25 protein-coding genes and 1 riboswitch are annotated in these 23,490 nt (G+C 72.9%); of the genes, 10 read left to right on the top strand and 15 right to left on the bottom strand.

Annotated elements, in window-relative coordinates:
• Positions 1-128 precede the first annotated feature (128 nt).
• Both O7622_RS19760 and O7622_RS19755 read left to right on the top strand, forming a co-directional pair.
• The gene (locus O7622_RS19760; RefSeq protein WP_282309648.1) at positions 129-380 is read left to right on the top strand and encodes a hypothetical protein; all 252 of its coding nucleotides are present in this window, start codon (positions 129-131) and stop codon (positions 378-380) included.
• Positions 381-382: 2 nt separating this feature from the next.
• Positions 383-679: a globin domain-containing protein gene (locus O7622_RS19755; RefSeq protein WP_282309647.1), complete on the top strand. Its 297-nt coding sequence runs from the start codon at positions 383-385 to the stop codon at positions 677-679.
• A gap of 51 nt (positions 680-730) precedes the next feature.
• On the opposite strand, the gene O7622_RS19750 is transcribed toward O7622_RS19755, so the two are convergent.
• Positions 731-1,387: an SDR family oxidoreductase gene (locus O7622_RS19750; protein ID WP_282309646.1), complete on the bottom strand. Its 657-nt coding sequence runs from the start codon at positions 1,385-1,387 to the stop codon at positions 731-733.
• An 87-nt stretch (positions 1,388-1,474) separates the two neighbouring features.
• Here O7622_RS19750 and O7622_RS19745 point away from each other — a divergent pair, with 87 nt between their 5' ends.
• Both O7622_RS19745 and gcvP read left to right on the top strand, forming a co-directional pair.
• Positions 1,475-2,317: an NAD-dependent protein deacetylase gene (locus O7622_RS19745; protein WP_282309645.1), complete on the top strand. Its 843-nt coding sequence runs from the start codon at positions 1,475-1,477 to the stop codon at positions 2,315-2,317.
• A 57-nt stretch (positions 2,318-2,374) separates the two neighbouring features.
• Positions 2,375-2,465, top strand: a riboswitch (glycine riboswitch).
• Between the two features lie 73 nt (positions 2,466-2,538).
• Positions 2,539-5,361 carry an aminomethyl-transferring glycine dehydrogenase gene (gene gcvP, locus O7622_RS19740; protein ID WP_282309644.1) on the top strand — a complete coding sequence of 941 codons (2,823 nt, stop codon included), beginning with the start codon at positions 2,539-2,541 and terminating at the stop codon, positions 5,359-5,361.
• 94 nt (positions 5,362-5,455) lie between these two features.
• Here the strand turns inward: gcvP and O7622_RS19735 are convergent, their stop codons facing one another.
• Positions 5,456-5,656 (bottom strand): DUF5999 family protein, encoded by a 201-nt coding sequence (locus O7622_RS19735; RefSeq protein ID WP_282309643.1) that lies wholly within the window; start codon positions 5,654-5,656, stop codon positions 5,456-5,458.
• A 123-nt stretch (positions 5,657-5,779) separates the two neighbouring features.
• On the opposite strand from O7622_RS19735, the gene O7622_RS19730 reads away from it, so the two are divergent.
• A complete protein-coding gene (locus O7622_RS19730; protein WP_282309642.1) occupies positions 5,780-6,973 on the top strand; it encodes a chorismate-binding protein in 1,194 nt (397 codons plus the stop codon).
• A 112-nt stretch (positions 6,974-7,085) separates the two neighbouring features.
• Here the strand turns inward: O7622_RS19730 and pip are convergent, their stop codons facing one another.
• The gene (gene pip / locus O7622_RS19725; protein ID WP_282309641.1) at positions 7,086-8,036 is read right to left on the bottom strand and encodes a prolyl aminopeptidase; all 951 of its coding nucleotides are present in this window, start codon (positions 8,034-8,036) and stop codon (positions 7,086-7,088) included.
• A gap of 99 nt (positions 8,037-8,135) precedes the next feature.
• Here pip and def point away from each other — a divergent pair, with 99 nt between their 5' ends.
• A complete protein-coding gene (def, locus tag O7622_RS19720; RefSeq protein WP_282309640.1) occupies positions 8,136-8,645 on the top strand; it encodes a peptide deformylase in 510 nt (169 codons plus the stop codon).
• Here def and O7622_RS19715 read toward each other — a convergent pair.
• Positions 8,625-9,428, bottom strand: a complete 804-nt coding sequence (locus O7622_RS19715; RefSeq protein WP_282309639.1) for a GNAT family N-acetyltransferase — start codon at positions 9,426-9,428, stop codon at positions 8,625-8,627. The two genes, def and O7622_RS19715, sit on opposite strands and share 21 nt — an antisense overlap.
• A complete protein-coding gene (locus O7622_RS19710; protein ID WP_282309638.1) occupies positions 9,413-10,186 on the bottom strand; it encodes a TSUP family transporter in 774 nt (257 codons plus the stop codon). Before O7622_RS19710 ends, O7622_RS19715 begins: the two co-directional genes overlap by 16 nt.
• A 174-nt stretch (positions 10,187-10,360) precedes the next feature.
• Between O7622_RS19710 and O7622_RS19705 the strand changes: the two genes are divergently transcribed.
• Positions 10,361-11,140: an endonuclease/exonuclease/phosphatase family protein gene (locus O7622_RS19705; RefSeq protein WP_282309637.1), complete on the top strand. Its 780-nt coding sequence runs from the start codon at positions 10,361-10,363 to the stop codon at positions 11,138-11,140.
• A 3-nt stretch (positions 11,141-11,143) separates the two neighbouring features.
• Here the strand turns inward: O7622_RS19705 and O7622_RS19700 are convergent, their stop codons facing one another.
• From O7622_RS19700 to pdxY, 9 genes are all read right to left on the bottom strand, one after another.
• Complete coding sequence (locus tag O7622_RS19700) at positions 11,144-12,010, bottom strand: tetrahydrofolate dehydrogenase/cyclohydrolase catalytic domain-containing protein (RefSeq protein WP_282309636.1); 867 nt, start codon at positions 12,008-12,010, stop codon at positions 11,144-11,146.
• Between the two features lie 93 nt (positions 12,011-12,103).
• On the bottom strand, positions 12,104-13,123 hold the full coding sequence (locus O7622_RS19695; protein ID WP_282309635.1) for a hypothetical protein: 1,020 nt from the start codon (positions 13,121-13,123) through the stop codon (positions 12,104-12,106).
• Between the two features lie 51 nt (positions 13,124-13,174).
• Complete coding sequence (locus O7622_RS19690; RefSeq protein ID WP_282309634.1) at positions 13,175-14,164, bottom strand: tyrosine-type recombinase/integrase; 990 nt, start codon at positions 14,162-14,164, stop codon at positions 13,175-13,177.
• A 341-nt stretch (positions 14,165-14,505) separates the two neighbouring features.
• Positions 14,506-15,210: a hypothetical protein gene (locus O7622_RS19685; RefSeq protein WP_282309633.1), complete on the bottom strand. Its 705-nt coding sequence runs from the start codon at positions 15,208-15,210 to the stop codon at positions 14,506-14,508.
• 71 nt (positions 15,211-15,281) lie between these two features.
• Positions 15,282-17,657, bottom strand: a complete 2,376-nt coding sequence (locus O7622_RS19680) for an excinuclease ABC subunit UvrA (RefSeq protein ID WP_282309632.1) — start codon at positions 17,655-17,657, stop codon at positions 15,282-15,284.
• A gap of 26 nt (positions 17,658-17,683) precedes the next feature.
• Positions 17,684-18,133 (bottom strand): pyridoxamine 5'-phosphate oxidase family protein, encoded by a 450-nt coding sequence (locus O7622_RS19675; protein ID WP_282309631.1) that lies wholly within the window; start codon positions 18,131-18,133, stop codon positions 17,684-17,686.
• An 8-nt stretch (positions 18,134-18,141) separates the two neighbouring features.
• Positions 18,142-18,552, bottom strand: coding sequence for a VOC family protein (locus O7622_RS19670; protein WP_282309630.1), 411 nt, complete (start codon positions 18,550-18,552; stop codon positions 18,142-18,144).
• A gap of 5 nt (positions 18,553-18,557) precedes the next feature.
• Entirely contained in the window at positions 18,558-19,022 is a 465-nt protein-coding gene (locus O7622_RS19665) for a helix-turn-helix transcriptional regulator (RefSeq protein ID WP_282309629.1), read from the bottom strand.
• A 111-nt stretch (positions 19,023-19,133) separates the two neighbouring features.
• On the bottom strand, positions 19,134-19,985 hold the full coding sequence (pdxY, locus tag O7622_RS19660) for a pyridoxal kinase PdxY (RefSeq protein WP_282309628.1): 852 nt from the start codon (positions 19,983-19,985) through the stop codon (positions 19,134-19,136).
• Positions 19,986-20,163: 178 nt separating this feature from the next.
• Here pdxY and O7622_RS19655 point away from each other — a divergent pair, with 178 nt between their 5' ends.
• Both O7622_RS19655 and O7622_RS19650 read left to right on the top strand, forming a co-directional pair.
• Positions 20,164-21,582: an OFA family MFS transporter gene (locus tag O7622_RS19655; protein WP_282309627.1), complete on the top strand. Its 1,419-nt coding sequence runs from the start codon at positions 20,164-20,166 to the stop codon at positions 21,580-21,582.
• Positions 21,579-21,704: a hypothetical protein gene (locus O7622_RS19650; RefSeq protein WP_282309626.1), complete on the top strand. Its 126-nt coding sequence runs from the start codon at positions 21,579-21,581 to the stop codon at positions 21,702-21,704. The genes O7622_RS19655 and O7622_RS19650 overlap by 4 nt, the downstream gene beginning before the upstream one ends.
• 51 nt (positions 21,705-21,755) lie before the next feature.
• On the opposite strand, the gene O7622_RS19645 is transcribed toward O7622_RS19650, so the two are convergent.
• A complete protein-coding gene (locus tag O7622_RS19645) occupies positions 21,756-22,484 on the bottom strand; it encodes an SDR family oxidoreductase (protein WP_282309625.1) in 729 nt (242 codons plus the stop codon).
• Positions 22,485-22,559: 75 nt separating this feature from the next.
• On the opposite strand from O7622_RS19645, the gene O7622_RS19640 reads away from it, so the two are divergent.
• Positions 22,560-23,393: a patatin-like phospholipase family protein gene (locus O7622_RS19640; protein ID WP_282309624.1), complete on the top strand. Its 834-nt coding sequence runs from the start codon at positions 22,560-22,562 to the stop codon at positions 23,391-23,393.
• Positions 23,394-23,490: the final 97 nt, after the last annotated feature.

Raw genomic sequence — 23,490 nt, 5'->3', positions numbered from 1 at the left:
AGTCGGCGCAGGTCACGGCACGTGTGCGCGTGATGTCCGAAAAGGACGGTACGTCGTGTGCGTTGGCGGCATGTGTGCGTTCGGCTGCTGTGCGTCCACCGACTCGGGTCGTGGTGGAAGGACCGAGCATGACGGTGACGAGCGAGACCACCCCGATCTCCCACTACGAGCGCATCGGCGGCGCGGCCGCGGTGAAGGCCGCGGTGGAGCTGTTCTACGACAGGGTGCTGGCCGATCCGGATCTGGCCGGCTACTTCGCCGGCGTGGACATGGTGGAGCAGCGGCGGCACCTGGCGCTGATGCCGGCGGACGTGATCGCCGACGTGCAGGTCGTGCTCGGGCAGGTGCGGGAGCAGGTCGTGTCGGCGGGGGACGCCTGAGCGTGGACGCCGCACGGCTCAAGCAGAGCTGGTCCCTGGTCGCCGCGCACGGCGACCAGGTGCCGCTCTACTTCTATTCGACGCTGTTCCTGGCGCACCCGGAGACCCGGCAGATGTTCCCGACGAACATGGCCGGGCAGCGGGACCGTCTGGTGGCCGCGCTGGGGCATGTGGTGTCCCACGTGGACCAGGTGGACCGGCTGGTCGGGTTCCTGCGAAACCTCGGCGCGGATCACCGGGAGTTGCCGCAGGGCGGCGGGGCCGCGCCGCAGCCGGCGTTGTCCCGGCACCAGCGTTGAGCGGCGTCCCGGCCCGCGCGTGATCGCGGGCCGGGACGTGCCCGCCGCGTGTCAGGCGGCGACGGCGGCGATCGCGTCGGCGATGGGGGTGTCTCCGCCGACGAGTTCCAGGGTGTGCCCGGCGGTGGCCGGGGCGTACAGCAGGGCGAGCAGCACCCGGGCCACGTCGGCGCGGCTGATCGCGCCGGGCTCGACGTGCCGGGCCAGGGTGATCCGGCCTGCGGGTTCGTCGTCGGTGAGGCGGCCGGGCCGCAGCACCGTCACGTCGAGGTCCCGCGCTGCGACGCCGTCCTCGGCGGCCTTCTTGGCCCGCAGGTACGCCGCCCACACCTCGTCGGTGCCCTCGGGCGGCGCGGTGTCCACGCCCATGGAGGAGACCAGCAGGTAGCGGCGTACCCCGGCGCGGGTGGCGGCGTCGGCGAGCAGCACGGCGGCGCCCCGGTCGACGGTGTCCTTGCGGGCGGCGCCGCTGCCGGGTCCGGCGCCGGCGGCGAACACGACCGCGTCGGCGCCGGCCAGGTGGGCGGTGAGGGTGTCGGCGTCGGTGTGTTCCAGGTCGCACACGACCGGTTCGGCGCCGACGGCGCGCAGCGCGGCGGCGTGGTCGGGGTTGCGGATCAGCCCGAGCGCGGTGTCTCCGCGTCCGGCCAGTTCCCGCTCCAGTAGTTTGGCGATCTTTCCGTGCCCTCCGGCGATGACGACGCGCATGCGCTCAACCTAGCCCGGCCCGGCCGCCGCGTGGGCCGAACGGGTGCGGGGTGGGAGGTGTGGGGGTCGGCGAGGGAGCATGGACGGGTGAGTGAGGCGTTCGAGGAACTGGCGCGGCTGGTGGCCGGCGGGGACGTGGTGGTGCTCAGCGGTGCGGGCCTGTCGACCGAGTCGGGCATCCCTGACTACCGGGGGCCCAGCGGCGTGGCGCGCCGGCACACCCCGATGACGTACCAGGAGTTCACCCGGGATCCGCTGGCCCGGCGGCGGTACTGGGCGCGCAGCCACCTGGGCTGGCAGACCATCGCCCGGGCGGCGCCCAACGACGGGCACCGGGCGGTGGCCCGGCTGCAGGACGCCGGGCTGCTCGGCGGGATCATCACCCAGAACGTCGACGGGCTGCACACCGCCGCCGGCGCCACCGGCGTGATCGAGCTGCACGGCCGCCTCGACGAGGTGACGTGCCTGGACTGCGGCAACGCCACCGGCCGCGACGAGCTGCACCGGCGCCTGTCCGAGGCGAACCCGGGCTTCGACGCGCGGGTGGCGCGCGTCAACCCCGACGGTGACGTGGACGTGCCCGACGAGGCGGTGACCGGGTTCCGCACCGTCGACTGCGCGCTCTGCGGCACCGGCACGCTGAAACCGGACGTGGTGTTCTTCGGCGAGACGGTCCCCGCGCCTCGCGTCGCCGACTGTTTCGCGCTCGTCGAGCGGGCCCGGGTGCTGCTGGTGCTCGGGTCGTCGTTGACTGTGATGTCGGGCCGGCGGTTCGTGCTGCGCGCGGCCCGCCACGGCATCCCGGTGGCGATCGTGAACCAGGGCGTCACCCGCGGCGACGGGTACGCGACCCTGCGCCTGGACGCCCCGCTGGGCGCCACCCTGTGCGCGCTGGCCGACCGGGTGGCGGCGGCTCCGGCGCCGGTGTGATCAACGCCCGGGACCTGAGCCGCGGACACGCCCGCTGGTAGCGTGGGAGGTGCCGGTACCACCCACGTGGGAGAGACCGTCGACCCGACGGCGCCGAAGGGGCAGATTCTCCCCGGAACCTCTCAGGCAAAAGGACCACGTGGGCAGGCGCTGTGGAGCGCGTCAGCGCGACTCAGGGGGAGGCCGACCCGTCGACCTCGCCCCACCAAGGAGCGCAGCGCATGACCGCAGAGCAGTTCGCCGACCGGCACATCGGCCCCGGCCGTGACGACGAACGCCGGATGCTGGACACCGTCGGTTACAGCTCCGTCGACGAGCTGATGGACGCCGCGATCCCCGAGGTGATCCGCTGGCACGGCGCCCTGGACCTGCCCGCCCCGGCCAGTGAGCGGGAGGCCGTCGCCGAGCTGCGCGCCCTCGCGTCGCGCAACACCGTCGCCGTGTCCATGATCGGCCTGGGCTACCACGGCACGCACACCCCGGCGGTGATCCGCCGCAACGTGCTGGAGAACCCCGCCTGGTACACCGCGTACACGCCGTACCAGCCGGAGATCAGCCAGGGCCGGCTGGAGGCGCTGCTGAACTTCCAGACCATGGTCACCGACCTGACCGGCCTTGCCACGGCGAACGCGTCGATGCTCGACGAGGGCACCGCCGCGGCCGAGGCGATGACGCTCGCCCGCCGCGCGTCCAGGAGCAAGAGCCCGGTGTACGTGGTCGACGCCGACGCGCTGCCGCAGACCGTCGCGGTGATCGCCAGCCGCGCCGAGCCGCTCGGCATCGACGTGCGCGTCCTCGACGTCGAGCGTGACGAACTGCCGGCGGAGTTCTTCGGCCTGCACCTGCAGTACCCGGGCGCGTCCGGCGCGGTACGGGACCACCGGGCGCTGGTCGAGGCGGCGCACGGCGTGGGCGCGCTGGTGACGGTCGCCGCGGACCTGCTGGCGTTGACGCTGCTGCGCCCGCCCGGCGAGATCGGCGCCGACATCGCCGCCGGCACCACCCAGCGGTTCGGCGTACCGATGGGCTTCGGCGGGCCGCACGCCGGTTACCTGGCGGTGCGTTCGGGCCTGGAGCGGATGCTGCCCGGCCGCCTCGTGGGGGTGTCCCGCGACGCCGACGGCAACCCGGCGTACCGGCTGGCGTTGCAGACCCGCGAGCAGCACATCCGCCGGGAGAAGGCGACCAGCAACATCTGCACCGCCCAGGTGCTCCTCGCGGTGATGGCCGGCATGTACGCCGTCTACCACGGCGCCGACGGGTTGCGCGCCATCGCCCGGCGTACCCACCGGGCGGCCGCGCGGCTCGCGGCCGGGCTGCGCGCCGGGGGCGTGCGGGTCGCGGACGTCGCGTTCTTCGACACCGTCACCGCGACCGTGCCGGGCCGCGCCGCCGAGGTGGTGGCCGCCGCCGCGGCGCGCAACGTGAACCTGCGGCTGGTCGACGCCGACCGGGTCGGTGTGTCCTGCGACGAGACCACCACGCCCGCGCACCTTCAGGCGGTGTGGGCGGCGTTCGGCGTCGACGGTTTCGACGGCGACACCGACGCGGCCCTGCCGGACGGGCTGGCCCGCACGTCGGACTTCCTCACCCACCCGGTGTTCCACAGCCACCACTCGGAGACGGCGATGCTGCGCTACCTGCGCCGCCTGGCCGACTTCGACTACGCGCTGGACCGCGGCATGATCCCGCTGGGGTCGTGCACGATGAAGCTCAACGCCACCACCGAGATGGAACCGATCACCTGGCCGGAGTTCGCGCACCTGCATCCGTTCGCGCCGGACGCGCAGACCGCCGGGTACCGGGAGCTGATCGCGCAGCTGGAGGGCTGGCTCGCCGAGGTCACCGGCTACGACGCGGTCAGCGTGCAGCCCAACGCCGGATCGCAGGGGGAGCTGGCCGGGCTGCTGGCGATCCGCGGCTACCACCGGGAGCGCGGCGAGGCCCACCGCGACGTGTGCCTGATCCCGTCGTCGGCGCACGGCACCAACGCCGCGTCGGCGGTGATGGCCGGTATGCGGGTGGTGGTGGTCGGCTGTGACGCCGACGGCAACGTCGACCTGGTCGACCTCGACGCGAAGATCGACAAGCACCGGGACGCGCTCGCCGCGATCATGGTGACGTACCCGTCGACGCACGGCGTGTACGAGACCGGCATCGCCCAGCTGTGCGCGAAGGTCCACGACGCCGGCGGTCAGGTGTACGTCGACGGCGCGAACCTCAACGCGCTGGTCGGGTTCGCCAAGCCGGGCCGGTTCGGGGCGGACGTGTCGCACCTGAACCTGCACAAGACGTTCTGCATTCCGCACGGCGGCGGCGGCCCGGGTGTGGGGCCGGTGGCGGTGCGCTCGCACCTGGCGCCGTTCCTGCCCGGTGACCCGCTCGGCGCGCGCGCCGAGCGGCGGCCGGCGATCTCGGCGGCCAATCACGGGTCGGCGGGGATCCTGCCGATCCCGTGGGCGTATCTGCGGATGATGGGCGCCGACGGGCTGGCCCGCGCCACCGGCGTGGCGGTCCTGGCGGCGAACTACGTGGCGGCGCGGCTGCGGGGCCACTTCCCGGTGCTGTACGCCGGCAACAAGGGCCTGGTCGCGCACGAGTGCATCCTGGACCTGCGGCCGTTGACCAAGGCCACCGGCGTGAGCGTGGACGACGTGGCGAAGCGGCTGATCGACTACGGCTTCCACGCGCCGACGATGTCGTTCCCGGTGGCCGGGACGCTGATGGTGGAGCCGACCGAGAGCGAGGACCTGGCCGAGCTGGACCGCTTCTGCGATGCGATGATCGCGATCCGGGCGGAGATCGACAAGGTCGGTTCGGGGGAGTGGCCGGCGGGGGACAACCCGCTGTCCAACGCGCCGCACACCGCGGCGATGGTGTCGGCCGACGAGTGGCCGCACCCGTACCCGCGGTCGGTGGGCGCCTACCCGGCGGGTGTGGACCGGGCGGGCCGGTACTGGCCTCCGGTGCGGCGCATCGACGGCGCGTACGGCGACCGGAACCTGGTCTGCTCGTGTCCCGCGCCGGAGGCGTTCGAGGACTGAGTGGCTGACGCCGGGGCGGTGGGCTCTCGCCGCCCCGGCCGGTGCGCCGGAAGGTCATGACCGGCGCGTACGCTCACTGACGCTGCGTGATCGCTCAGGCGACGAGGGCGTGGCGGGCCGGACCCCGGTGCGGGGCGATGGTGCGCCCGTCGGGGAGCAGCTCACCGGTGTCCTCGAAGACGATGACGCCGTTGCAGAGCAGGCTCCAGCCCTGCTCAGGGAAGCAGGCGAGGATGCGGGCGGCCTCTCGGTCGGTCGCGTCGGCGGAGGGGCAGGTGGGCTGGTGCTGACACATCGGGTTCTCCGGACTGTGGGGGCACTGTGTCATGGTTCACATGACCAGTGACGCACAGTACCAAGCGAAACTGCGCGGTATCGAGCAAGGATGCGTCTTGTTCACCCAGAATGGGCTGAACGGATGACCCGTAACGGCCCGGACGTCGTGGAAGCGCTCCCACAGGTGGAGGTCGATGCTCCCGGCGCCCCGCCCGGATGCCGCCGCCGGCTCGTCGAGACCGCCCGGCTGCACTGGCGTATCGGCGACGGCGGCGACCCCGCCGACCTGGCACAACGCTTCCTCGCCGCACACGGCATCGACCGCAGCGACCTGTCCCGCCCCGGCCGCCACGACCCCGGCGCAGCGGTCTGCGGCGCCGCGCTGTACCTGTCCGCCGCCGCCGGCGCGTACACCCTCGGCGTGTCGCCCGGCGCGCCCAGCCCCGCACCGGCGCTGCCCGACCTGGTCGTCGTCGTCTACCACCACACCGACCGCCCCGCGGCACCCCAGCCGCCGACCCCGGCCCCGTGGCGGCTCGGCGGCTGGCGGGACAGCTGGACCCCCGCCGCGCACGCCGCCGCCGTCGCCGCGGTCCGCGACGCCATCGCCCGCGGCGACGTCTACCAGGTCAACGTCGTCGGCCACGCCGCCGCCGGCTACACCGGCGACCCGCTGCCCGCGCTGGCCCGCCTCGCCGCGCTGCCCGGCGCCCGGTACGGCGGCACCCTGCACGGTCCCGGCTGGGCGCTCGGCTGCGCCTCCCCGGAGACCCTCATCGCCGCCGAGCACGGCCGGCTGGTCACCCGCCCCATCAAGGGCACCCGCCCGGCCACCCCCGCCGGACGCCGTGACCTGCTCACCTCGGCCAAGGAACGCGCCGAACACGTCATGATCGTCGACCTGGAGCGCAACGACCTGGCCCGCGTCGCCCGCACCGGCTCGGTGCGCGTCGACGAGCTGTTCGCCGTACGCCGCTGGTGTGACCTGTGGCAGGCCGAGTCGACCGTGTCGGCGGCGCCCGCCGACGGCCTCGGCCTGGCCGACCTGCTGCGCGCCGTGTGCCCCGGCGGGTCGGTCACCGGCGCACCCAAACACGCCGCCCTGGCCCACATCGCCGCACTGGAACCGGTCGGCCGCGGCGCGAGCATGGGCGCGCTCGGCTGGGTCGGACCCGACCGCCTCGACCTGGGCCTGACCATCCGCACCGCCGCCGCCGACGCGAACCTGCTGCACCTGTGGGCCGGGGGAGGCATCACCTGGGACAGCGCCCCGGCTGCCGAGGTCGCCGAGGCCGCCGCCAAGGCCGCCCCCATCCGCGCCCTGCTCGCCGGCTGACCCGTTCGTGCGGCGCGGCGGCGGCTTCGCCCGGCGGCCCGGCCTCCCACGACGGCTCCGGCTCCGGCGGCCCGCGTGCGGCGGCTCGGGCTTCCGCCGGCCGCCCGGCGCCTCAGCCGGCGGCGGCGAACTCGTCCAATGCGGCGACGACCCGCTCGCCGATGCCGTGACCGCCGCCGTGACCGCCGGACTCCACGATCTCCAGCCGCGCGTCCGGCCAGTCCCGGGTCAGCAGCCACGCGATGTCCGGCGGGCCGCTGACGTCCAGCCGGCCCTGCACCAGCACCCCCGGAACGCCCGCCAGGCGGCCCGCGTCGCGCAGCAGCTGCCCGTCCGGCAGGAAACCCCGGTTCGTGAAGTAGTGCGTCACCAGCCGGGCGAACCCGTACCGGAACACCGGATCGTCGAACCGCGGATCCGGCGCGTACCCGCCGGCCAGCGACACGTGCACGTCCTCCCAGTCGCACCAGTCCCGCGCCGCCTGATCCCGCACCGCCGGGTCCGGGTCGTCGACCAGCCGGGCGTACGCCGCCGACAGGTCACCGTCGCGGTCGGCCTCGGGCACCCCGTCGCGGAACCGCGCCCACTCCTGCGGGAACACCCGGCCCATGTCCCGGGTCACCCACTCGATCTCCCGGCTGGTGTTGGCGACCACGCTGAAGAGCACCAGCGCGCCGACCCGCTGCGGGTGCCGCTGCGCGTACGCCAGCGCCAGCGACGACCCCCACGACGCACCGCACAGCAGCCACCTGTCGATCCCCAGATGCGCGCGCAGCAGCTCCATGTCGGCCAGCAGATGCCCGGTGGTGTTCACCGACAGGTCGGTCGCCGGATCCGACGCCGGGGGAGTGCTGCGCCCACAGCCACGCTGGTCGAACAACACGATCCGGTACGCGGCCGGGTCGAACAGCCGCCGCCACGACGCGCCCGCCCCCGAACCCGGCCCACCGTGCACCACCAGCGCCGGCCGGCCGTCCGGATTGCCGCACGTCTCCCAGTACACGCGCTGCCCGTCCCCGACGTCCAGCGTCCCGTGCGCGTACGGCTCGATCGGCGGATACATACGGCGGCCTCCCTGCGACGGTGTCCGCACACCCTACGAGCATCACCGCCCCGGCGGGTGCCCACCTACGAGCGGTAAGCAACGGATAGCCTTCCGGGCATGACTATGCGTCCCATCCGGATCATCGGCGACCCCGTGCTGCGCACCCCCAGCGAACCCGTCACCAGCTTCGACGCCGAACTGCGCGCCCTCGTCACCGACCTGATGGACACGCTGCTCGGCGCACCCGGCCGCGCCGGCGTCGCCGCACCCCAGATCGGCGTCAACGCCCAGGTGTTCGTCTACGACGCCGACGGCCACCGCGGCCACATGATCAACCCCACCCTGGAGGTGTCCGACGAACTCCAGGACGACGAGGAGGGCTGCCTGTCCATCCCCGGCCTGTACTTCCCGACCCCCCGCGCGCTGCACGCCACCGCCCACGGCTACGACCAGCACGGCGAGCCGCTCACCATCACCGGCAGCGGCTTCCTCGCCCGCGCCCTGCAACACGAGACCGACCACCTGCGCGGACGCCTCTACGTCGACACCCTGCGCGGCGACACCCGCCGCCGGGCCCTGCGCGAGATCCGCGCCGGCCGGTTCGACTCACCCAGCCGCGGCCGCTGACGTCAACGCACACTCGGTGAACCCGGCCACCCGGGAGAACCCCAGCCGCTCGTACAGCCGCACCGCCGCGGCGTTGTCCGCCCGCACGTTCAACGTCACATGATCCACAGACGCGCGCAGCCGGGCGCACAACGCCGCCACCACACCCGCACCCAGACCACGGCCCCGCACGTCCGGATGCGTCGTCACGTTCCCCAGCGCCGCCACCCGCCACCGCGGCGAGAACACGTGCACCCCCGCCACCGCCACCAGCCGGCCGTGCTCCCGCACCCCCACGTACTGGCCCGTCTCCAGCATCCGCGCATCGAACCAGTTCCCCGGATACGCCACCGCGTACAACCCGGCCAGCTCCGCCGCGTCCGCCGGCCCCAACGGCTCACCCACCGCCCGCACCGCCGCCAGCCGCCCCGCATCCGTCAACGCCATCCGGTGATGCGCCGCCGCCTCCGACACCACGAACCAGCGGCCCAGCGCCGCCTCCAGACCGGGGGACAGGTGCGCCCACATCCGCGCCGGCAACACCGGCGCCGCTTCCACCAGCAACCCCGCCAACTCCGGCACCCGATCCGGCGCCGCGAACGCCAGCAACGTCGGCAACTCGACCCCGTGATACAGCAACACCACCTGGTCGCCACGCCGGAACCACGACGTGTACGGCCAGAAGAAATCGTCCAGATCACCCAACTGGTACGCGTGCAACACCGGATCCCGGCCCAGCAGACCCGCCAGCACCGCCCGGTCGTGCTCCGCCCGCACCGCCACCGCGATCAGCCCGCCGTCCACTGGTCGTAACCCAACCGGGCCACCAGCGCCAGCACCACCACCAGCAGCACCACCCGCACGAACCCGGCACCGCGCCGCAACGCCATCCGCGCGCCCACAGCCGCCCCCACCACGTTGCACACCGCCATCGCCGCACCCAACGCCCACCACACGTGACCGGTCAACCCGAACACCACAAGCGCACCCAGATTCGTGCCCGCGTTGACCACCTTCGCCATCGCCGACGCCTGCACGAAATCCGAACCCAGAATCGCCGTGAACGCCAACACCAGGAACGTCCCCGTGCCCGGCCCGATCAACCCGTCGTACAGGGCGATGCCCAGACCGGCCACCGCCACCGCCACCACCACCCGCGCCGGCGTCCGCCGCTGCGGCGACGCCACCACACCAAGCGACGGCCGCGCCAGCACGAACACCGCCACCGCCACCAGCACCACGAGCACCACCGGCCGGTACGCGCCACCCGGCACCGCACCCGCCAACGCCGCACCCAACCCCGCAGTCAGCACCGCCAACCCGGCCGCCGGACCCGCCACCACCCAGTCCAGCTTCGTCCGCCGCGCATACGTCACCGCCGCCGTCGACGTACCGAAGATCGCCGCCAGCTTGTTCGTGCCCAACGCCGTCGCCACCGGCACAGCCGGCGCCGCCACCAGCAACGCCGGCAACAACAACAGACCGCCGCCACCCACCACCGCGTCCACCCACCCGGCCAGAAGGGCAGCGGTCAGCAACGTCGTCAACGACAGGGCATCCACCGACGCATTCTGCCCACGCCACCACCAGCGACGAGACCACCTGTGTCCAGCCTCACCGCCCCCGGCGACGCCGCAACCACACCCCGACCGACCCCACCGCCACGAACACCAGCATCGAACAGCACAGCAGTTTCAGCACCCGGCAAGACTCCCACGACGACGTAGGGTGTCCAGGTGCGCCTGGCCACCTTCAACCTGCTGCACGGCCGATCCCTCACCGACGGGCTCGTCGACCCCGACCGGCTCACCGCCGCCGTCACCGACCTCGACGCCGACGTCCTCGCCCTCCAGGAAGTCGACCGCGACCAGACCCGCAGCGGCAAACTCGACCTCACCGCCGTGGCCGCCCGCGCCCTCCACGCCGACCACCACCGCTTCGCCGCCGCCGTCGTCGGCACCCCCGGCGAACAGTTCCGCCCCCTCACCCACGACGACGACGGCCACGGCGAACCCCTCTACGGCATCGGCCTCATCAGCCGCCACCCCGTCCGCTCCTGGCAGGTCACCCGCCTGCGCGCCGCACCCGTCCGCTCACCCATCTACGCACCCGGCCCCGGCGGCGGACTCGTCCTGCTCCGCGACGAACCCCGCGTCGTGCTCGCCGCCGTCCTCGACACCCCCCACGGCCCCCTCACCGTCGCCGCCACCCACCTGTCCTTCGTCCCCGGCTGGAACATCTGGCAACTACGCCGCGTCGTCCGCGTCCTGCGCACCCTGCCCGCACCCCGGATCCTGCTCGGCGACCTCAACCTGCCCGCCGGACCCGCCGCCGCGCTCACCCGCTGGCAGCCCCTCGCCCGCCGCCCCACCTACCCGGCCGGGCAACCCCGCGTCCAACTCGACCACATCCTCGCCGACCGGCACGCGCTCGACCGGCTCCCACCCGTCACCGCCGTCCACACGCCACTGGCCACCATCTCCGACCACCGGCCCCTCGTCGTCGACCTCGGCTGACGCTCAGCCCGGACCACTCTGCCGCCGCGCCGCCTCCACCGCGTTGCGGAACAACATCGCCACCGTCGTCGGACCCACCCCGCCCACACGCGGCGTGATCGCCCCCGCCACCCCGGCACACGACTCGTCCACGTCCGGCAGCAACCGCCGCCCCTCGTACCGCACCCCACCACCGACCACCACCGCACCCGGACGCACATGCTCCGGCCGCACGATCCCCGGCACCCCCGCCGCCGCCACCAGGATCTCCGCCCGCCGCGTGTACCGCGGCCAGTCCGCCACCCCCGTGTGCACCACGGTCACCGCCGCGTTCGCCGTCGGCCGCTTCTGCGCCAGCAACATCGCCAACGGCCGCCCCAACGTCGCACCCCGGCCCAGGATCACCACCTCCCGGCCCGCCACCGGCACACCGTGGAACGCCAGCAACGCCTCGATCCCCGCCGGCGTACACGGCAACGGCCCCGGCAACCCCAACGCCAGCCGGCCCATGTTCACCGGATGCATCCCGTCCACGTCCTTGTCCGGGTCCAGCTCCGCCAACGCCCGGTCGTAGTCCAGACGACCCGGAATCGGATACTGCACCAGCACCCCGTGCACCGTCTCGTCCGCGTTGAAATCCGCCAGCACCGCATGCAGATCCGCCTGCGACGCCGACGCCGGCAGATGCACGTGCGGCGACACGAACCCCAGCTCCGCCGCCTGCCGAGACTTGATCCGGATATAACCCGCGCTCGCGTCGTCGTCACCCACCAGCACCGTCGCCAGCGCCGGCGTCACCCCCGCCGCACGCAGCTCCGCCACCGACGCGGCGACCTCCGACAACACCTGCTCCGCCACCGGGGCACCCGGCAACAATCGCGCAGAAGACATACGACACCTCGCCCGCGGAGGCCCAGGCGGTCGACCCCCGCGACGAGCTCCCCGATGGTTCACCCATCCCCGTGCCGCCAGTCGCGTTCCCCCTCAGCCTGCCACAGCCGCCACCGCCACCGCATCCACCACCGACTGCCACCCCGGCAACGCCGCCAGCAAACCGTCCGCCCGCCGCCGCCGATCCGCCGCCGACGCCACACCCAGATCAGCCAGCACCGCCCCGAACGCCCGCGCCCGCTCCGGCGCCACCGCGCCCGACACCACATGACACCGCGCGTACGTCACCAGCACCCAGAACATCGCCTCCCGATGCCGGCCCGCCCCGATCAGCTCAGCCGCACCGTCGAACACCACCGGACGCCCCGCCACGCCCAGATCCGCCCCGAACGTGAACCCCGCCCGCGGCAACCGCGCCACCTCGTCGAACACCACAGCCAACCCGGCCAGATGCTCCCGCACCCGCGCCGCGTCCACGCCCACCCCGCCGCCGTCGAGCGTGTCCAGCAGGCCCGCGTACCGATCCGCGAGCCCGAACCGCGACAACACCCGCTCCGCCCGCACGTACCGCCGCCGCACCGTCGGATCCGCCAACCCCGCCACCGCCGGCCACACCGCCAGCAACGACGTCGGAAACACCCACGCCAGCACCTGCTCCGCGGTCGACGGTCCGGCGTCGACCGCCCGCAAGCCGTCCTCGATGCGCCGCCGCACCCCCGCGCACCGCGCCCGCACCCACACCGGATCCGCGAACCCCGCCGCCACCCGCTCCCGCACCGCGGCCAGCCGCCCCGACGGATCCGCGATCACCCCATCGGTACGGAACATCGGCGCGAACACCCACGACCCCAGCACGTCCTCCGGGCTGCCCAACTCCTCCCACGTGACAGTGCTGACCTCCAGCAGCACCCCCCGGTGCACGAACTTGCCCACCTTCGCCCCGGGCTCCCGGCGTACCAGCAACACGTCCACGTCCGACCACACCGGCAGCACCGCGTCGTCCGGCAACCCCACAGTCGACCCGCTGAACAACGCCCCCTCGATCGACGGATCCGTGCGCATCCGCTCCCGTACCCACCCGACCGCCACCGCCCGCGCCGCACCCACCCGCATCCGGCCGATCCTGCCACCGCGCAACCCCACACACCGACCGCCGCGCGACAGTCACAGCGGCGGCGCCAACCCCGACAACGCCCGGTTGGTACGGTTCGCCGCCACCGCCGCCCGCTGCTGACCCGCCGTCACCTCGATGTACGTCTGCGACGACGCCAACGACGCATGCCCCAGCAACCGCATGATCTCCGCCGCGCTCGCCCCGTCCTCCGCCAGCCGCGTCGCGAACGTGTGGCGCAACGCGTGCAACCGCGCACCCCGCGGCACCCGGTCACCGATGCCCGCTCGCCGGTAACACGACTCCACCAGGTACTGCAGCCCACCCCGCCGCAACGCCTCACCCTGGCGGTCCACCAGCAACGGCGAGTCCGGCCGCACACTGCGCGACCCGAACCGGTGCCGACGGCTGTCCAGATAACCGGCCAGCACCCGGTCCACGGCGTCCTCGATCGGCACCGTACGCGGCCGCCCGCCCTTGCCCGCCACGTCCACCCGTCGCTCGCCGTCGCGCCCGGCCACCGATGACACCCGCAGCGCCAGCAGTTCCGACAGCCGCAACCCCGCGCACAACGCCAGCGCCAGCACCGCCAGGTCGCGCTCCGGCCACGGATCACGCTGCCGGCCCTCCGCCCGGGCCACCGCCGCCAGCAACTCCTCCGGGGTGCCCTCGCCCCGCAGGGGTTTGGGCCGGGGGAGCAGCGTGCGGGGCCGCCCCACCGCAGGCATCGGGTTGCCCGGTACGACACCCTCGGCGACCAGGAACGTGAAGAAGTTGTTCCAGGTCGACCAGGCGCGATGGACCGATGCCGCGGCGCGGGGAGCGGCGAACCGCGCGAACGCCGCGCGCATCACCTTGGGGGAGAGGGTGCCGATGGTTAGGTGCAGGGGAGAGGCGTCACCGTCGGCGGCGACCAGCCCGGCCACCGTGGCCAGATCCCGCCGGTACGCGGCCAGGGTGTGGGGGGAGGGCTTGCGGGTGGCCCGGGCGGTCAGGAACTCTTCGATCAGAGTGCCAATCGTTTCGTCCGGTTTGTCATGCATAAGGGATATTATGCATGATTCTCGCGTTCCCGCCAGGAGGCCACGTCGGGGGAGAGTGGCGACCAACGCGATGATCAACTCCACCTCGCCGGGGTGGCGGTAATCCCAGTGCGCCGATGTGGCCACATCGGCGCACTGGCGGCGCTTGTTGTCGCTTCCGACGCTCGCCCGGTCGAGTACGCGCGGTCCGGCGGCATAACAGGGAGGCGACTGCTTGGAACCTCCGGCACGCCGAAGGCTCTGCCCAAAGGCGGGTCAACTGCCTCGCGCGGGCGCCCGGGGAGTTCCGGCCCGACCCTACTTGACATAATGTACATTATCGAATCTGCATGATCCGGTGCTCAGGCAGGCTTTGCGCCTTCGGTGTGCGCAGCGATCCCTTGAGGGCCGTCGTTCTCACCTCTGGCCCGAGGCGCTGCGCGGGCGCATTCCGGCGTCGCCGCGTCCCTGACGAGCGCGGCGACGCGCAGCAGGTCTCGCCCACGGAAGTACGCCCGCGCGTTTTCCTCGTAAAGCCGTCCGCCGACACGCTGCCGCACCTGCTGTACCGCGTCATCGAGTAGCCGATGCTGCTCCACGGTCAAAGGTCCGCCGCCGGCGAGGCAGGCGGACACCGAGTCGCCGATCTCCCGCGCGCCCGGGTCGTTGCCCGCGAGCAGCTCGGGCAGCCGGCTGCGCCGCCAGTAGCCCAGCGCGTGCAGTGCCGCTCGCTGCGCAGCTCCGTACCAGATCGCCGGGCCCAGGTCGGGGTTTCGATCAGCGCGCCTCGGTGTCCGGTGGCCGAGCTGCTTCGCGGTGCGGCGTTCGGCGGCGTACCGCTGTAGATCCTCGTGCCGGAGTCGGCGGCTCGCCGCGAGCTGCTCCAGCGCCCGAAGCAGCGCCGCCTCGTCACGCCGGAACGGTCCGGCCAGCTCTTCGAGGAAGCTGAGTGTCGCCTCGAAGCCGACTGGGCGGTACAGCTGCACGCACGAGCGTAGTGCGGAGACCCGGCGCTGGTGCGGCAGCGCCGGGTCGCGGACGCGGCGGGCGAAGGCGCTGAAGCTCATCGGCCGAGAGTAGAGGCGCCGATCGACAGTGGTGTTGACCGTCGCCTCTCCCCTGGGCTGCCGTACGGCGGTCAGGCGCCGACGTAGTCGGCCAGGTGTTCGCCCGTGAGCGTCGACCGCGCCGCCACGAGATCGGCCGGGGTGCCCTCGTAGACGATCCGGCCGCCGTCGTGTCCGGCGCCCGGACCGAGGTCGATGATCCAGTCGGCGTGCGCCATGACGGCCTGGTGGTGCTCGATCACGATGACGGACTTCCCGGCGTCGACGAGCCGGTCGAGCAGGTCGAGCAGTTGGGCGACGTCGGCCAGGTGCAGGCCGGTGGTGGGTTCGTCGAGGACGTACACGCCGCCCTTGTCCCCCATCCGGGTGGCGAGCTTGAGGCGCTGCCGTTCCCCTCCGGACAGCGTGGTGAGGGGCTGACCGAGCGTGAGGTAGCCGAGGCCGACGTCGGCGAGCCGGTCGAGGATGGTGTGGGCGGCCGGGGTGCGGGCCTCGCCGTCGCTGAAGAACGTCTCGGCTTCGTCGACGGACATGGCGAGGACCTCGCTGATGTCGCGCCCGCCGAGGTGGTAGTCGAGGACGGCGGGCTGGAACCGCTTGCCCTCGCAGTCCTCGCAGGTGCTGGCGACGCCGGCCATCATGCCGAGGTCGGTGTAGATGACGCCGGCGCCGTTGCAGGTCGGGCAGGCGCCTTCGGAGTTGGCGCTGAACAGGGCGGGTTTGACGCCGTTGGCCTTGGCGAAGGCCTTGCGGATGGGGTCGAGCAGGCCGGTGTAGGTGGCGGGGTTGCTGCGGCGGGAGCCGCGGATGGCGGTCTGGTCGACGCTGACCACGTCCTCATGTTTGGCCAGTGAGCCGTGGATGAGGCTGCTCTTGCCGGAGCCGGCGACGCCGGTGACGACGACCAGGACGCCGAGGGGGATGTCGACGTCGACGTCGCGCAGGTTGTGGGTGCGGGCGCCGCGGATCGGCAGGGTGCCGGTGGGCGTACGCAGCTTGTCCTTGAGGGTGGCGCGGTCGTCGAGGTGGCGGCCCGTGGTGGTGTCGCTGGCGCGCAGGCCGGCGATTGTGCCTTCGTAGCAGATGGTGCCGCCGGCGGTGCCGGCGCCGGGGCCGAGGTCGACGACGTGGTCGGCGATGGCGATGGTCTCGGGTTTGTGTTCGACGACGAGGACGGTGTTGCCCTTGTCGCGCAGTTGCAGCAGGAGGTCGTTCATGCGGGCGATGTCGTGCGGGTGCAGCCCGATTGTGGGTTCGTCGAAGACGTAGGTGACGTCGGTGAGGGACGAGCCGAGGTGGCGGATCATCTTGGTGCGCTGGGCCTCGCCGCCGGAGAGGGTGCCGGCGGGCCGGTCGAGGCTGAGGTAGCCGAGGCCGATCTCGACGAACGAGTCGAGGGTGTCCCCCAGTGCCTTGAGCAGCGGGCCGACGGAGGGTTCGTGCAGGTCGCGTACCCAGGTGGCGAGGTCGCTGATCTGCATGGCGCAGGCGTCGGCGATGTTGATGCCGTTGATCTTCGAGGAGCGGGCTTCCGGGGCGAGGCGGGTGCCGTCGCAGTCGGGGCAGGTGGTGAAGGTGACGGCGCGTTCGACGAAGGCGCGGATGTGGGGCTGCATGGCGTCGACGTCCTTGGCGAGCATCGACTTGCTGATGGCCGGGATGAGGCCGGTGTAGGTGACGTTGATGCCGTCGACCTTGACCTTGGTGGGCTCCTTGTGGAGCAGGTCGTCCAGTTCGCGTCTGGTGTAGTCGCGGATGGGCTTGTCGGGGTCGAACAGGCCGCTGGAGCGGAAGATGCGGCCGTACCAGCCGTCCATGCTGTAGCCGGGGATGGTGATGGCGCCCTCGTTGAGGGAGAGCTTCTCGTCGTAGAGGACGGTGAGGTCGAAGTCGGTGACGGCGCCGCGGCCCTCGCAGCGGGGGCACATGCCGCCGAGGCGGTTGAAGGTGCCCTTCTTGGTCTGGGTCTTGCCGGGGCCGCGGTCGACGGTGATGGCGCCGGCGGCGCGTACGGAGGGGACGTTGAACGAGTAGGCGTTGGGTGGGCCGATGTGGGGGTCGCCGAGGCGGCTGAACAGGATGCGGAGCATGGCGTTGACGTCGGTGGCGGTGCCGACTGTGGAGCGGGGGTCGGCGCCCATGCGTTCCTGGTCGACGATGATGGCGGTGGTGAGGCCTTCGAGGATGTCGACCTCGGGGCGGGACAGGGTGGGCATGAAGCCCTGGACGAAGGCGCTGTAGGTCTCGTTGATGAGGCGCTGGGACTCGGCGGCGATGGTGCCGAAGACCAGTGAGCTCTTGCCGGAGCCGGAGACGCCGGTGAAGACGGTGAGGCGGCGTTTGGGTATCTCGACGTCGACGTTGCGCAGGTTGTTCTCGCGGGCGCCGTGGACGCGGATGATGTCGTGGCTGTCGGCGTGGTGCAGGCCGGTGGTGGCCTTGCTCATGGTCTCTCCGTCCGGTGGTGCGGGTGTCAGTCGAGCCAGCGGCAGTCGCGCATCAGGGTGCGGCCGGGCAGCTCGTCGGCTTCGCGCCAGGCCTGGATGCGGTGTGGCGTGATGCGGTACCAGCGGTGGGGCGTGGTCAGGGTACGGGGGTCGAAGCCGGTTCGGGTGGCGAATCGGTCCCCGTGCTCGGTGGGCAGGGCGTCGATGGTGAGGGTTTCGACGTGGCCGTCGATCATGGTGACGTCGCGGGTGGGGCCGAGGCCGACGCGGGCGCGGCCGCCGGCGAGGTTGCGGCCGGTGGGGCTGTCGGCCGGGGTGGCGACGAGCAGTGTGTGGCCGTCCCAGTCGAAGGACAGGGGTACGAGGTACGGGGTGCCGTCGGGGCCGGCGGTGGCGATCCAGCAGTCGACGTCGTTGTCGAGGCGGTGGGTGGTGTCGTGGCGGCGCTGGGCGCGGATGCGGGGTGCGTCGGTCATGGGTGCGGTCAGCGCCGCTCGTTGATGCGGATGAGGTTGCCGGTGGGGTCGCGGAAGGCGCAGTCGCGTACGCCGTAGGGCTGTTCGGTGGGTTCCTGGACGACGTCGGCGCCGCTGGCCTGGAGGCGGTCGAACAGGCCGTCGAGGTCGTCGGTGGCGAGGGTGAGCGCGCCGTAGCTGCCCTTGGCGATGAGTTCGAGGATGGTGCGGCGTTCGTCGTCGGTGATGCCGGGGTCGGCGGCCGGCGGGTGCAGGACGATGCCGGTCTCGGGCTGGTCGGGTGGGCCGACGGTGAGCCAGCGCATGTCCTGGTAGCCGACGTCGTTGCGCAGTTCGAAGCCGAGGGTGTCGCGGTAGAAGGCGAGGGCGGCGTCGGCGTCGGTGTGGGGCAGGAACGCGTAGTGAATGGTGATCGTCATGGTGGTCACGCTAGTGGTGGCCGGCCGGTGCGGGCTTCTCGATTCCTGATCGGTCGGGTCGCCTGTTTGGTCAGGCAGGGTGGTGGTTCGGCGGTGTCGGGTGCGTGGCGGGCGCGGTAGGCGCCGGGCGGTTCGCCGACGAGTTCGGTGAAGCGGGTGCTGAAGGTGCCCAGGGACTGGCAGCCCACGGCGAAACAGACGTCGGTGACATTGAGGTCGCCGCGGCGCAGCAGGGCCATGGCGCGTTCGATGCGGCGGGTCATGAGGTACGCGTACGGGGATTCGCCGTAGGTCTGGCGGAATTGTCGGCTGAGGTGGCCGGCGGACATGTGTTCGCCGCGGGCGAGGGCTTCGACGTCGAGGGGTTCGGCGTATTCGCGGTCGATGCGGTCGCGGACGCGGCGTAGCCGGGTCAGGTCGCGCAGGCGTTGGGCGAACGCGGGGTCGTCGGTTGCCGGGTGCGGTGACACGTCCGCATCCTGCCTGGTGGGCGGTGGTGTCGTCCACCAGTTCGAGCGGCGAGTCGTCGCCGGGTGCACCTGTGGTCGTGGTGGCGGCGACAGGTGCACCCGCACTGTCGGTCAGCGCAGCCGGCGGGCGGTGAAGCGGGTGGGTGGGTCGGCGATGGCGTCCTGGGCGGCGACGAGTTGCAGTTCGCGGGTGCCGGCTTCGAGGGTCGCTTCGAGGACCGCGTAGATCGAGTTGGTGGTGCGTTCCAGCGCGGTCTTCGGTGAGCCGGTGGTGGCGAGGTGGGCGAGGTAGAGGGCGGCGGTGACGTCGCCGCCGCCGTTGGGGGCGATCGGCAGCAGCGGGGTGGTGACGGCCCAGGCGCCGTCGTCGGAGACGGCGACGACCTCCAGGTGGCCGGCGGGCAGGTCACCGTGCAGGACGCTGGTGACCAGGACGTGCCGGGGGCCGGTGGCGCGGACGGTGTCGACGGCGGCGAGCAGGTCGTCGAGGGTGTCGGTGGTGCGGCCGGCGAGGAATTCCAGCTCGAACTGGTTGGGGGTGACGATGTCGGCGCGGGGGACGACTGTGTCGCGCAGGTATTCGGGGATGCCGGGGCGGACGAACATGCCGCGGCCGACGTCGCCCATGACCGGGTCGCAGCAGTAGAGGGCGGCCGGGTTGGCGGCCTTGACGCGGGTGACGGCGTCGAGGATGACGGCGCCGACTGCGGGGTCGCCCTGGTAGCCGGAGAGGACGGCGTCGGCGGTGCCGAGCACGCCGCGGTCGGAGATGCCGGCGATGACGTCGGCGACGTCGGTGGGGGCGAGCAGGGGGCCGCGCCAGGCGCCGTAGCCGGTGTGGTTGGAGAAGTGCACGGTCAGGACCGGCCAGACCTCGTGCCGGAGGCGTTGCAGCGGGAACACGGCGGCGGAGTTGCCGACGTGGCCGTAGGCGACCGACGACTGGATGGACAGGATCTTCACCTGGTCATCGTCGCATCCCGGGCCGGGGATGACTGCCGGTGGCGGGGTGATGACGGCCGGGACGGGGGTGACCGTTCGGCGCAGCGTTCCGGCCGCCCGGCGCGGGGCGGGTTTGGGCGCAGCGTGCGGCGGGGGCATGAACCGGGGTGTTCTCGCCATCCGGACGGAGGAAGCGCTGATGCTTTCCGCACTCGATCGTCGGCACACCGTCGCGCCGCCGGGGTACAGCCGTTGGCTGATTCCGCCGGCGGCGCTGGCGATCCATCTGTGCATCGGGCAGGTCTACGCCACGAGCGTGTACAAGAACTCCCTGATCGCGCATTTCGACACCGGTCAGACGGCGATCGGGGTGATCTTCAGCATCGCGATCGTGATGCTGGGGTTGTCGGCCGCGGTGGCCGGTACGTGGGTGGAGGCGAACGGGCCGCGTAAGGCGATGTTCGTCTCGGCGTGTTTCTGGGCGGCGGGGTTCCTGGTGGGGGCGCTGGGCATCGCGACCGGGCAGTTGTGGTTGCTGTACCTGGGGTACGGGGTGCTGGGCGGGATCGGTCTGGGGATCGGGTACATCTCCCCCGTCTCCACGTTGATCAAGTGGTTTCCGGATCGGCCGGGTCTGGCGACCGGGTTGGCGATCATGGGGTTCGGTGGTGGGGCGATGGTGGCCTCTCCCCTGTCCCGGCAGCTGATGTCGTTCTACGACCCGGGCTACGACCCGGCGAACAGCGGTTCCACGGCGTCGGGGCCGGCGCTAGTGTGGTTGTTCGTGACGCTCGGCGTCGGCTACTTCGTGATCATGATGTTCGGGGTGTTCAACGTGCGGGTGCCCGCGCCGGACTGGCGGCCGGCCGGGTTCGACCCGGCTCAGGTGGCGGACAAGCCGCTGGTGACGACGGCGAACGTGTCGGCGGCGAACGCGGTCAGGACGCGGTCGTTCTGGCTGCTGTGGGTGGTGCTGTTCTGCAACGTGACGGCGGGTATCGGCATCCTGGAGCAGGCCAGCCCGATGATCCAGGACTTCTTCCGTGAGGGCGGCACGTCGGCGGTGTCGGTGGCGGCCGCCGGCGGGTTCGTGGGGCTGTTGTCGCTGTTCAACATGGCGGGCCGATTCGTGTGGTCGTCCACCTCGGATGTGATCGGCCGCAAGCCGATCTATGTGGTCTACCTGGGTGTGGGCATGGTGCTGTATCTGCTGCTGGCGCTGGTGGGGCAGACCGCGACGGCGTTGTTCGTGCTGCTGGCGTGCGTGATCCTGTCGTTCTACGGCGGCGGGTTCGCGACCGTGCCGGCGTACCTGCGGGACCTGTTCGGCACGTTCGAGGTGGGCGCGATCCACGGCCGGCTGCTGACCGCGTGGTCGGCGGCGGGCGTGGCCGGGCCGCTGATCGTCAACGCGTTCCTCGACGCGCAGGGCGAGCCGGGCACGCTGACCGCGGCCGCGTACCGGCCGGCGCTGTTCACGATGGTCGGGGTGCTGGCGGTGGGTCTGGTGGCGAACCTGCTGGTGCGGCCGGTGCCGCAGCGCTACCACGAGCCCGCGTCCGGGCGGGACGAGACGGGACCGGGGCAGCCGGTGACGGCGGAGAGGAGCGGATCGTGAACGAGCGGACCGGTGGCGGGCAGCGGGCCCGCCTGGTGGTGTCGTGGCTGGTGGTGTCGGCGTTGCTGGGCTACGGCGTGGTGCAGACGCTGATCACGGCGGCGAAGCTGTTCACCCGGTAGGAGACGCGACGCGGCGGCCCGGGGGCGGGAATCCCCCGGGCCGCCGCCGGGTCAGAGACCGCCGCCGACGCGCAGGACCGCGCCCGTGGTGTACGAGGCGTCCGGGCCGAGCAGGTACGCGATCGCGCCGGCGACCTCCTCGGGTTCCCCGGCGCGGCCCATCGGGATCCGGCTCGCGGCGCTGTCGGGCCGGTCGGGCACGCCGGAGAGGGCGTGGATGGTGGTGCGGATGATGCCGGGGGCGACGGCGTTGACGCGGACACCGTGCGGCGCGAGTTCCTTGGCCAGCCCGACGGTGAGGGTGTCGGTGGCGGCCTTGACGGCGGCGTAGTGGATGTACTCGCCGGGTGAGCCGAGCGTGGCGGCCACGGAGGAGACGTTGACGATCGCGCCGCCGTGGGTGAGCCGGCGGGCCGCCTGCTGGGCGCACAGCACGTACCCGATGAGGTTGACGTCGACGACCTCCCGCAGGTCGTCGACGCGCAGGTCGGTGAACGGGCCGATCGGGCTGGTGACGCCGGCGTTGTTGACCAGGCCGGTGAGCGGGCCGAGCCGGTCGGCGGCGTCGAAGATACGGCGTACCTGGTCGGGGTCGGTGGTGTCGGCGGCGACGGTGACCGCGCGGCGGCCGACGGCGCGCACGTCGGCGGCGACCGCCTCGGCGGCGGTGTGGTCGGCGCGGTAGCCGATGACCAGGTCGTGGCCGTCGGCGGCGAGCCGGCGGGCGGTGGCCGCGCCGATGCCGCGTCCTCCCCCGGTGACGATGGTGACGGAGGTCAATGCCCTTCTCCCCTGTTGTGCGGTGGGGGCGACGTTACCGTGGGCGGGACCATCCGGGGTGGAGAGGACTGTCACATGGGGCGCGCTTTGGTGCTGGGTGGCGGCGGGGTGACCGGGGTGGCCTGGGAGCTGGGTCTGCTGGCCGGGCTGGCCGGGCACGGCGTGCGGCTGGACGAGGCGGACCTGGTGGTGGGTACGTCGGCCGGGTCGGTGGTCGGGGCGCAGGTGCGTTCGGGTACGCCGCTCGCGGAGTTGTACGAGGCGCAGCTGCGGCCGCCCCGCGACGAGGTGCCGGCGCGGCTGGGGACGAGGGTGCTGCTGCGCTGGGCGTGGGCCGGTGGGCGGGGCCGGGACGCGGCGCGGGCCCGGGCACGTATCGGCGCGATGGCGTTGTCGGCACGTACCCCGTCGGAGCAGTCGCGGCGGGCGGTGATCGCGGCGCGGTTGCCGTCGCCGGAGTGGCCGGCGGCGCGGCTGCTGGTCACCGCCGTGGACGCGGCCTCCGGTGAGTTCGTGGTGTTCGACGCGGACAGCGGGGTGCCGCTGGTGGACGCGGTCGGCGCGAGTTGCGCGGTGCCGGGGGTGTGGCCGCCGGTCACAGTCGGCGGCCGGCGCTACGTCGACGGCGGGGTCCGCTCCCCGGTGAACGCGGATCTGGCGGCCGGGTGCGGGCAGGTGGTGGTGCTGGCGCCGACGCGTGCGGCGGTGGGGCCGATGCCGCGGCTGTCGGCGCAGGTGGCGGCGTTGCGGGAGGCGGGGGCGCGGGTGGCGGTGGTGTCGCCGGACCGGGCGGCGCGGACGGCGATCGGCCGTAACGTGCTGGACCCGGCGCGGCGGGCGGCGTCGGCGCGGGCCGGGTTCGCCCAAGCCGACGTGGTGGCCGACGAGGTGGCCGCGGTGTGGCGCTGAGCGTGGCCGAGGCAGCCGCCGGTTGAGGTAACGCTGTTCGGGCAGGCTTCCGGTCAGCCGGGCGGCCAGCCGGTAGTGCTCGGCGGCGGCCCGCGGG

Origin of the sequence: Micromonospora sp. WMMD1076 (assembly GCF_029581475.1) — a bacterium.
Lineage (GTDB): Bacteria > Actinomycetota > Actinomycetes > Mycobacteriales > Micromonosporaceae > Micromonospora > Micromonospora aurantiaca.
Note: the sequence above shows the minus strand (reverse complement) of the source record. Positions and strands in the feature narration are given on the sequence as shown.

What these genes read in the sequence shown, in the direction of transcription:
- def (WP_282309640.1), top strand. Translation starts at nt 8,136, where the DNA reads ATGACTATGCGTCCCATCCGGATCATCGGCGACCCCGTGCTGCGCACC.
- pip (WP_282309641.1), bottom strand. Translation starts at nt 8,036, where the DNA reads ATGTATCCGCCGATCGAGCCGTACGCGCACGGGACGCTGGACGTCGGG.
- O7622_RS19735 (WP_282309643.1), bottom strand. Translation starts at nt 5,656, where the DNA reads ATGTGTCAGCACCAGCCCACCTGCCCCTCCGCCGACGCGACCGACCGA.
- O7622_RS19700 (WP_282309636.1), bottom strand. Translation starts at nt 12,010, where the DNA reads ATGTCTTCTGCGCGATTGTTGCCGGGTGCCCCGGTGGCGGAGCAGGTG.
- gcvP (WP_282309644.1), top strand. Translation starts at nt 2,539, where the DNA reads ATGACCGCAGAGCAGTTCGCCGACCGGCACATCGGCCCCGGCCGTGAC.
- O7622_RS19675 (WP_282309631.1), bottom strand. Translation starts at nt 18,133, where the DNA reads ATGACCGACGCACCCCGCATCCGCGCCCAGCGCCGCCACGACACCACC.
- O7622_RS19730 (WP_282309642.1), top strand. Translation starts at nt 5,780, where the DNA reads ATGACCCGTAACGGCCCGGACGTCGTGGAAGCGCTCCCACAGGTGGAG.
- O7622_RS19670 (WP_282309630.1), bottom strand. Translation starts at nt 18,552, where the DNA reads ATGACGATCACCATTCACTACGCGTTCCTGCCCCACACCGACGCCGAC.
- O7622_RS19640 (WP_282309624.1), top strand. Translation starts at nt 22,560, where the DNA reads ATGGGGCGCGCTTTGGTGCTGGGTGGCGGCGGGGTGACCGGGGTGGCC.
- O7622_RS19685 (WP_282309633.1), bottom strand. Translation starts at nt 15,210, where the DNA reads ATGAGCTTCAGCGCCTTCGCCCGCCGCGTCCGCGACCCGGCGCTGCCG.
- O7622_RS19655 (WP_282309627.1), top strand. Translation starts at nt 20,164, where the DNA reads ATGCTTTCCGCACTCGATCGTCGGCACACCGTCGCGCCGCCGGGGTAC.
- O7622_RS19690 (WP_282309634.1), bottom strand. Translation starts at nt 14,164, where the DNA reads ATGCATGACAAACCGGACGAAACGATTGGCACTCTGATCGAAGAGTTC.
- O7622_RS19760 (WP_282309648.1), top strand. Translation starts at nt 129, where the DNA reads ATGACGGTGACGAGCGAGACCACCCCGATCTCCCACTACGAGCGCATC.
- O7622_RS19750 (WP_282309646.1), bottom strand. Translation starts at nt 1,387, where the DNA reads ATGCGCGTCGTCATCGCCGGAGGGCACGGAAAGATCGCCAAACTACTG.
- O7622_RS19695 (WP_282309635.1), bottom strand. Translation starts at nt 13,123, where the DNA reads ATGCGGGTGGGTGCGGCGCGGGCGGTGGCGGTCGGGTGGGTACGGGAG.
- O7622_RS19680 (WP_282309632.1), bottom strand. Translation starts at nt 17,657, where the DNA reads ATGAGCAAGGCCACCACCGGCCTGCACCACGCCGACAGCCACGACATC.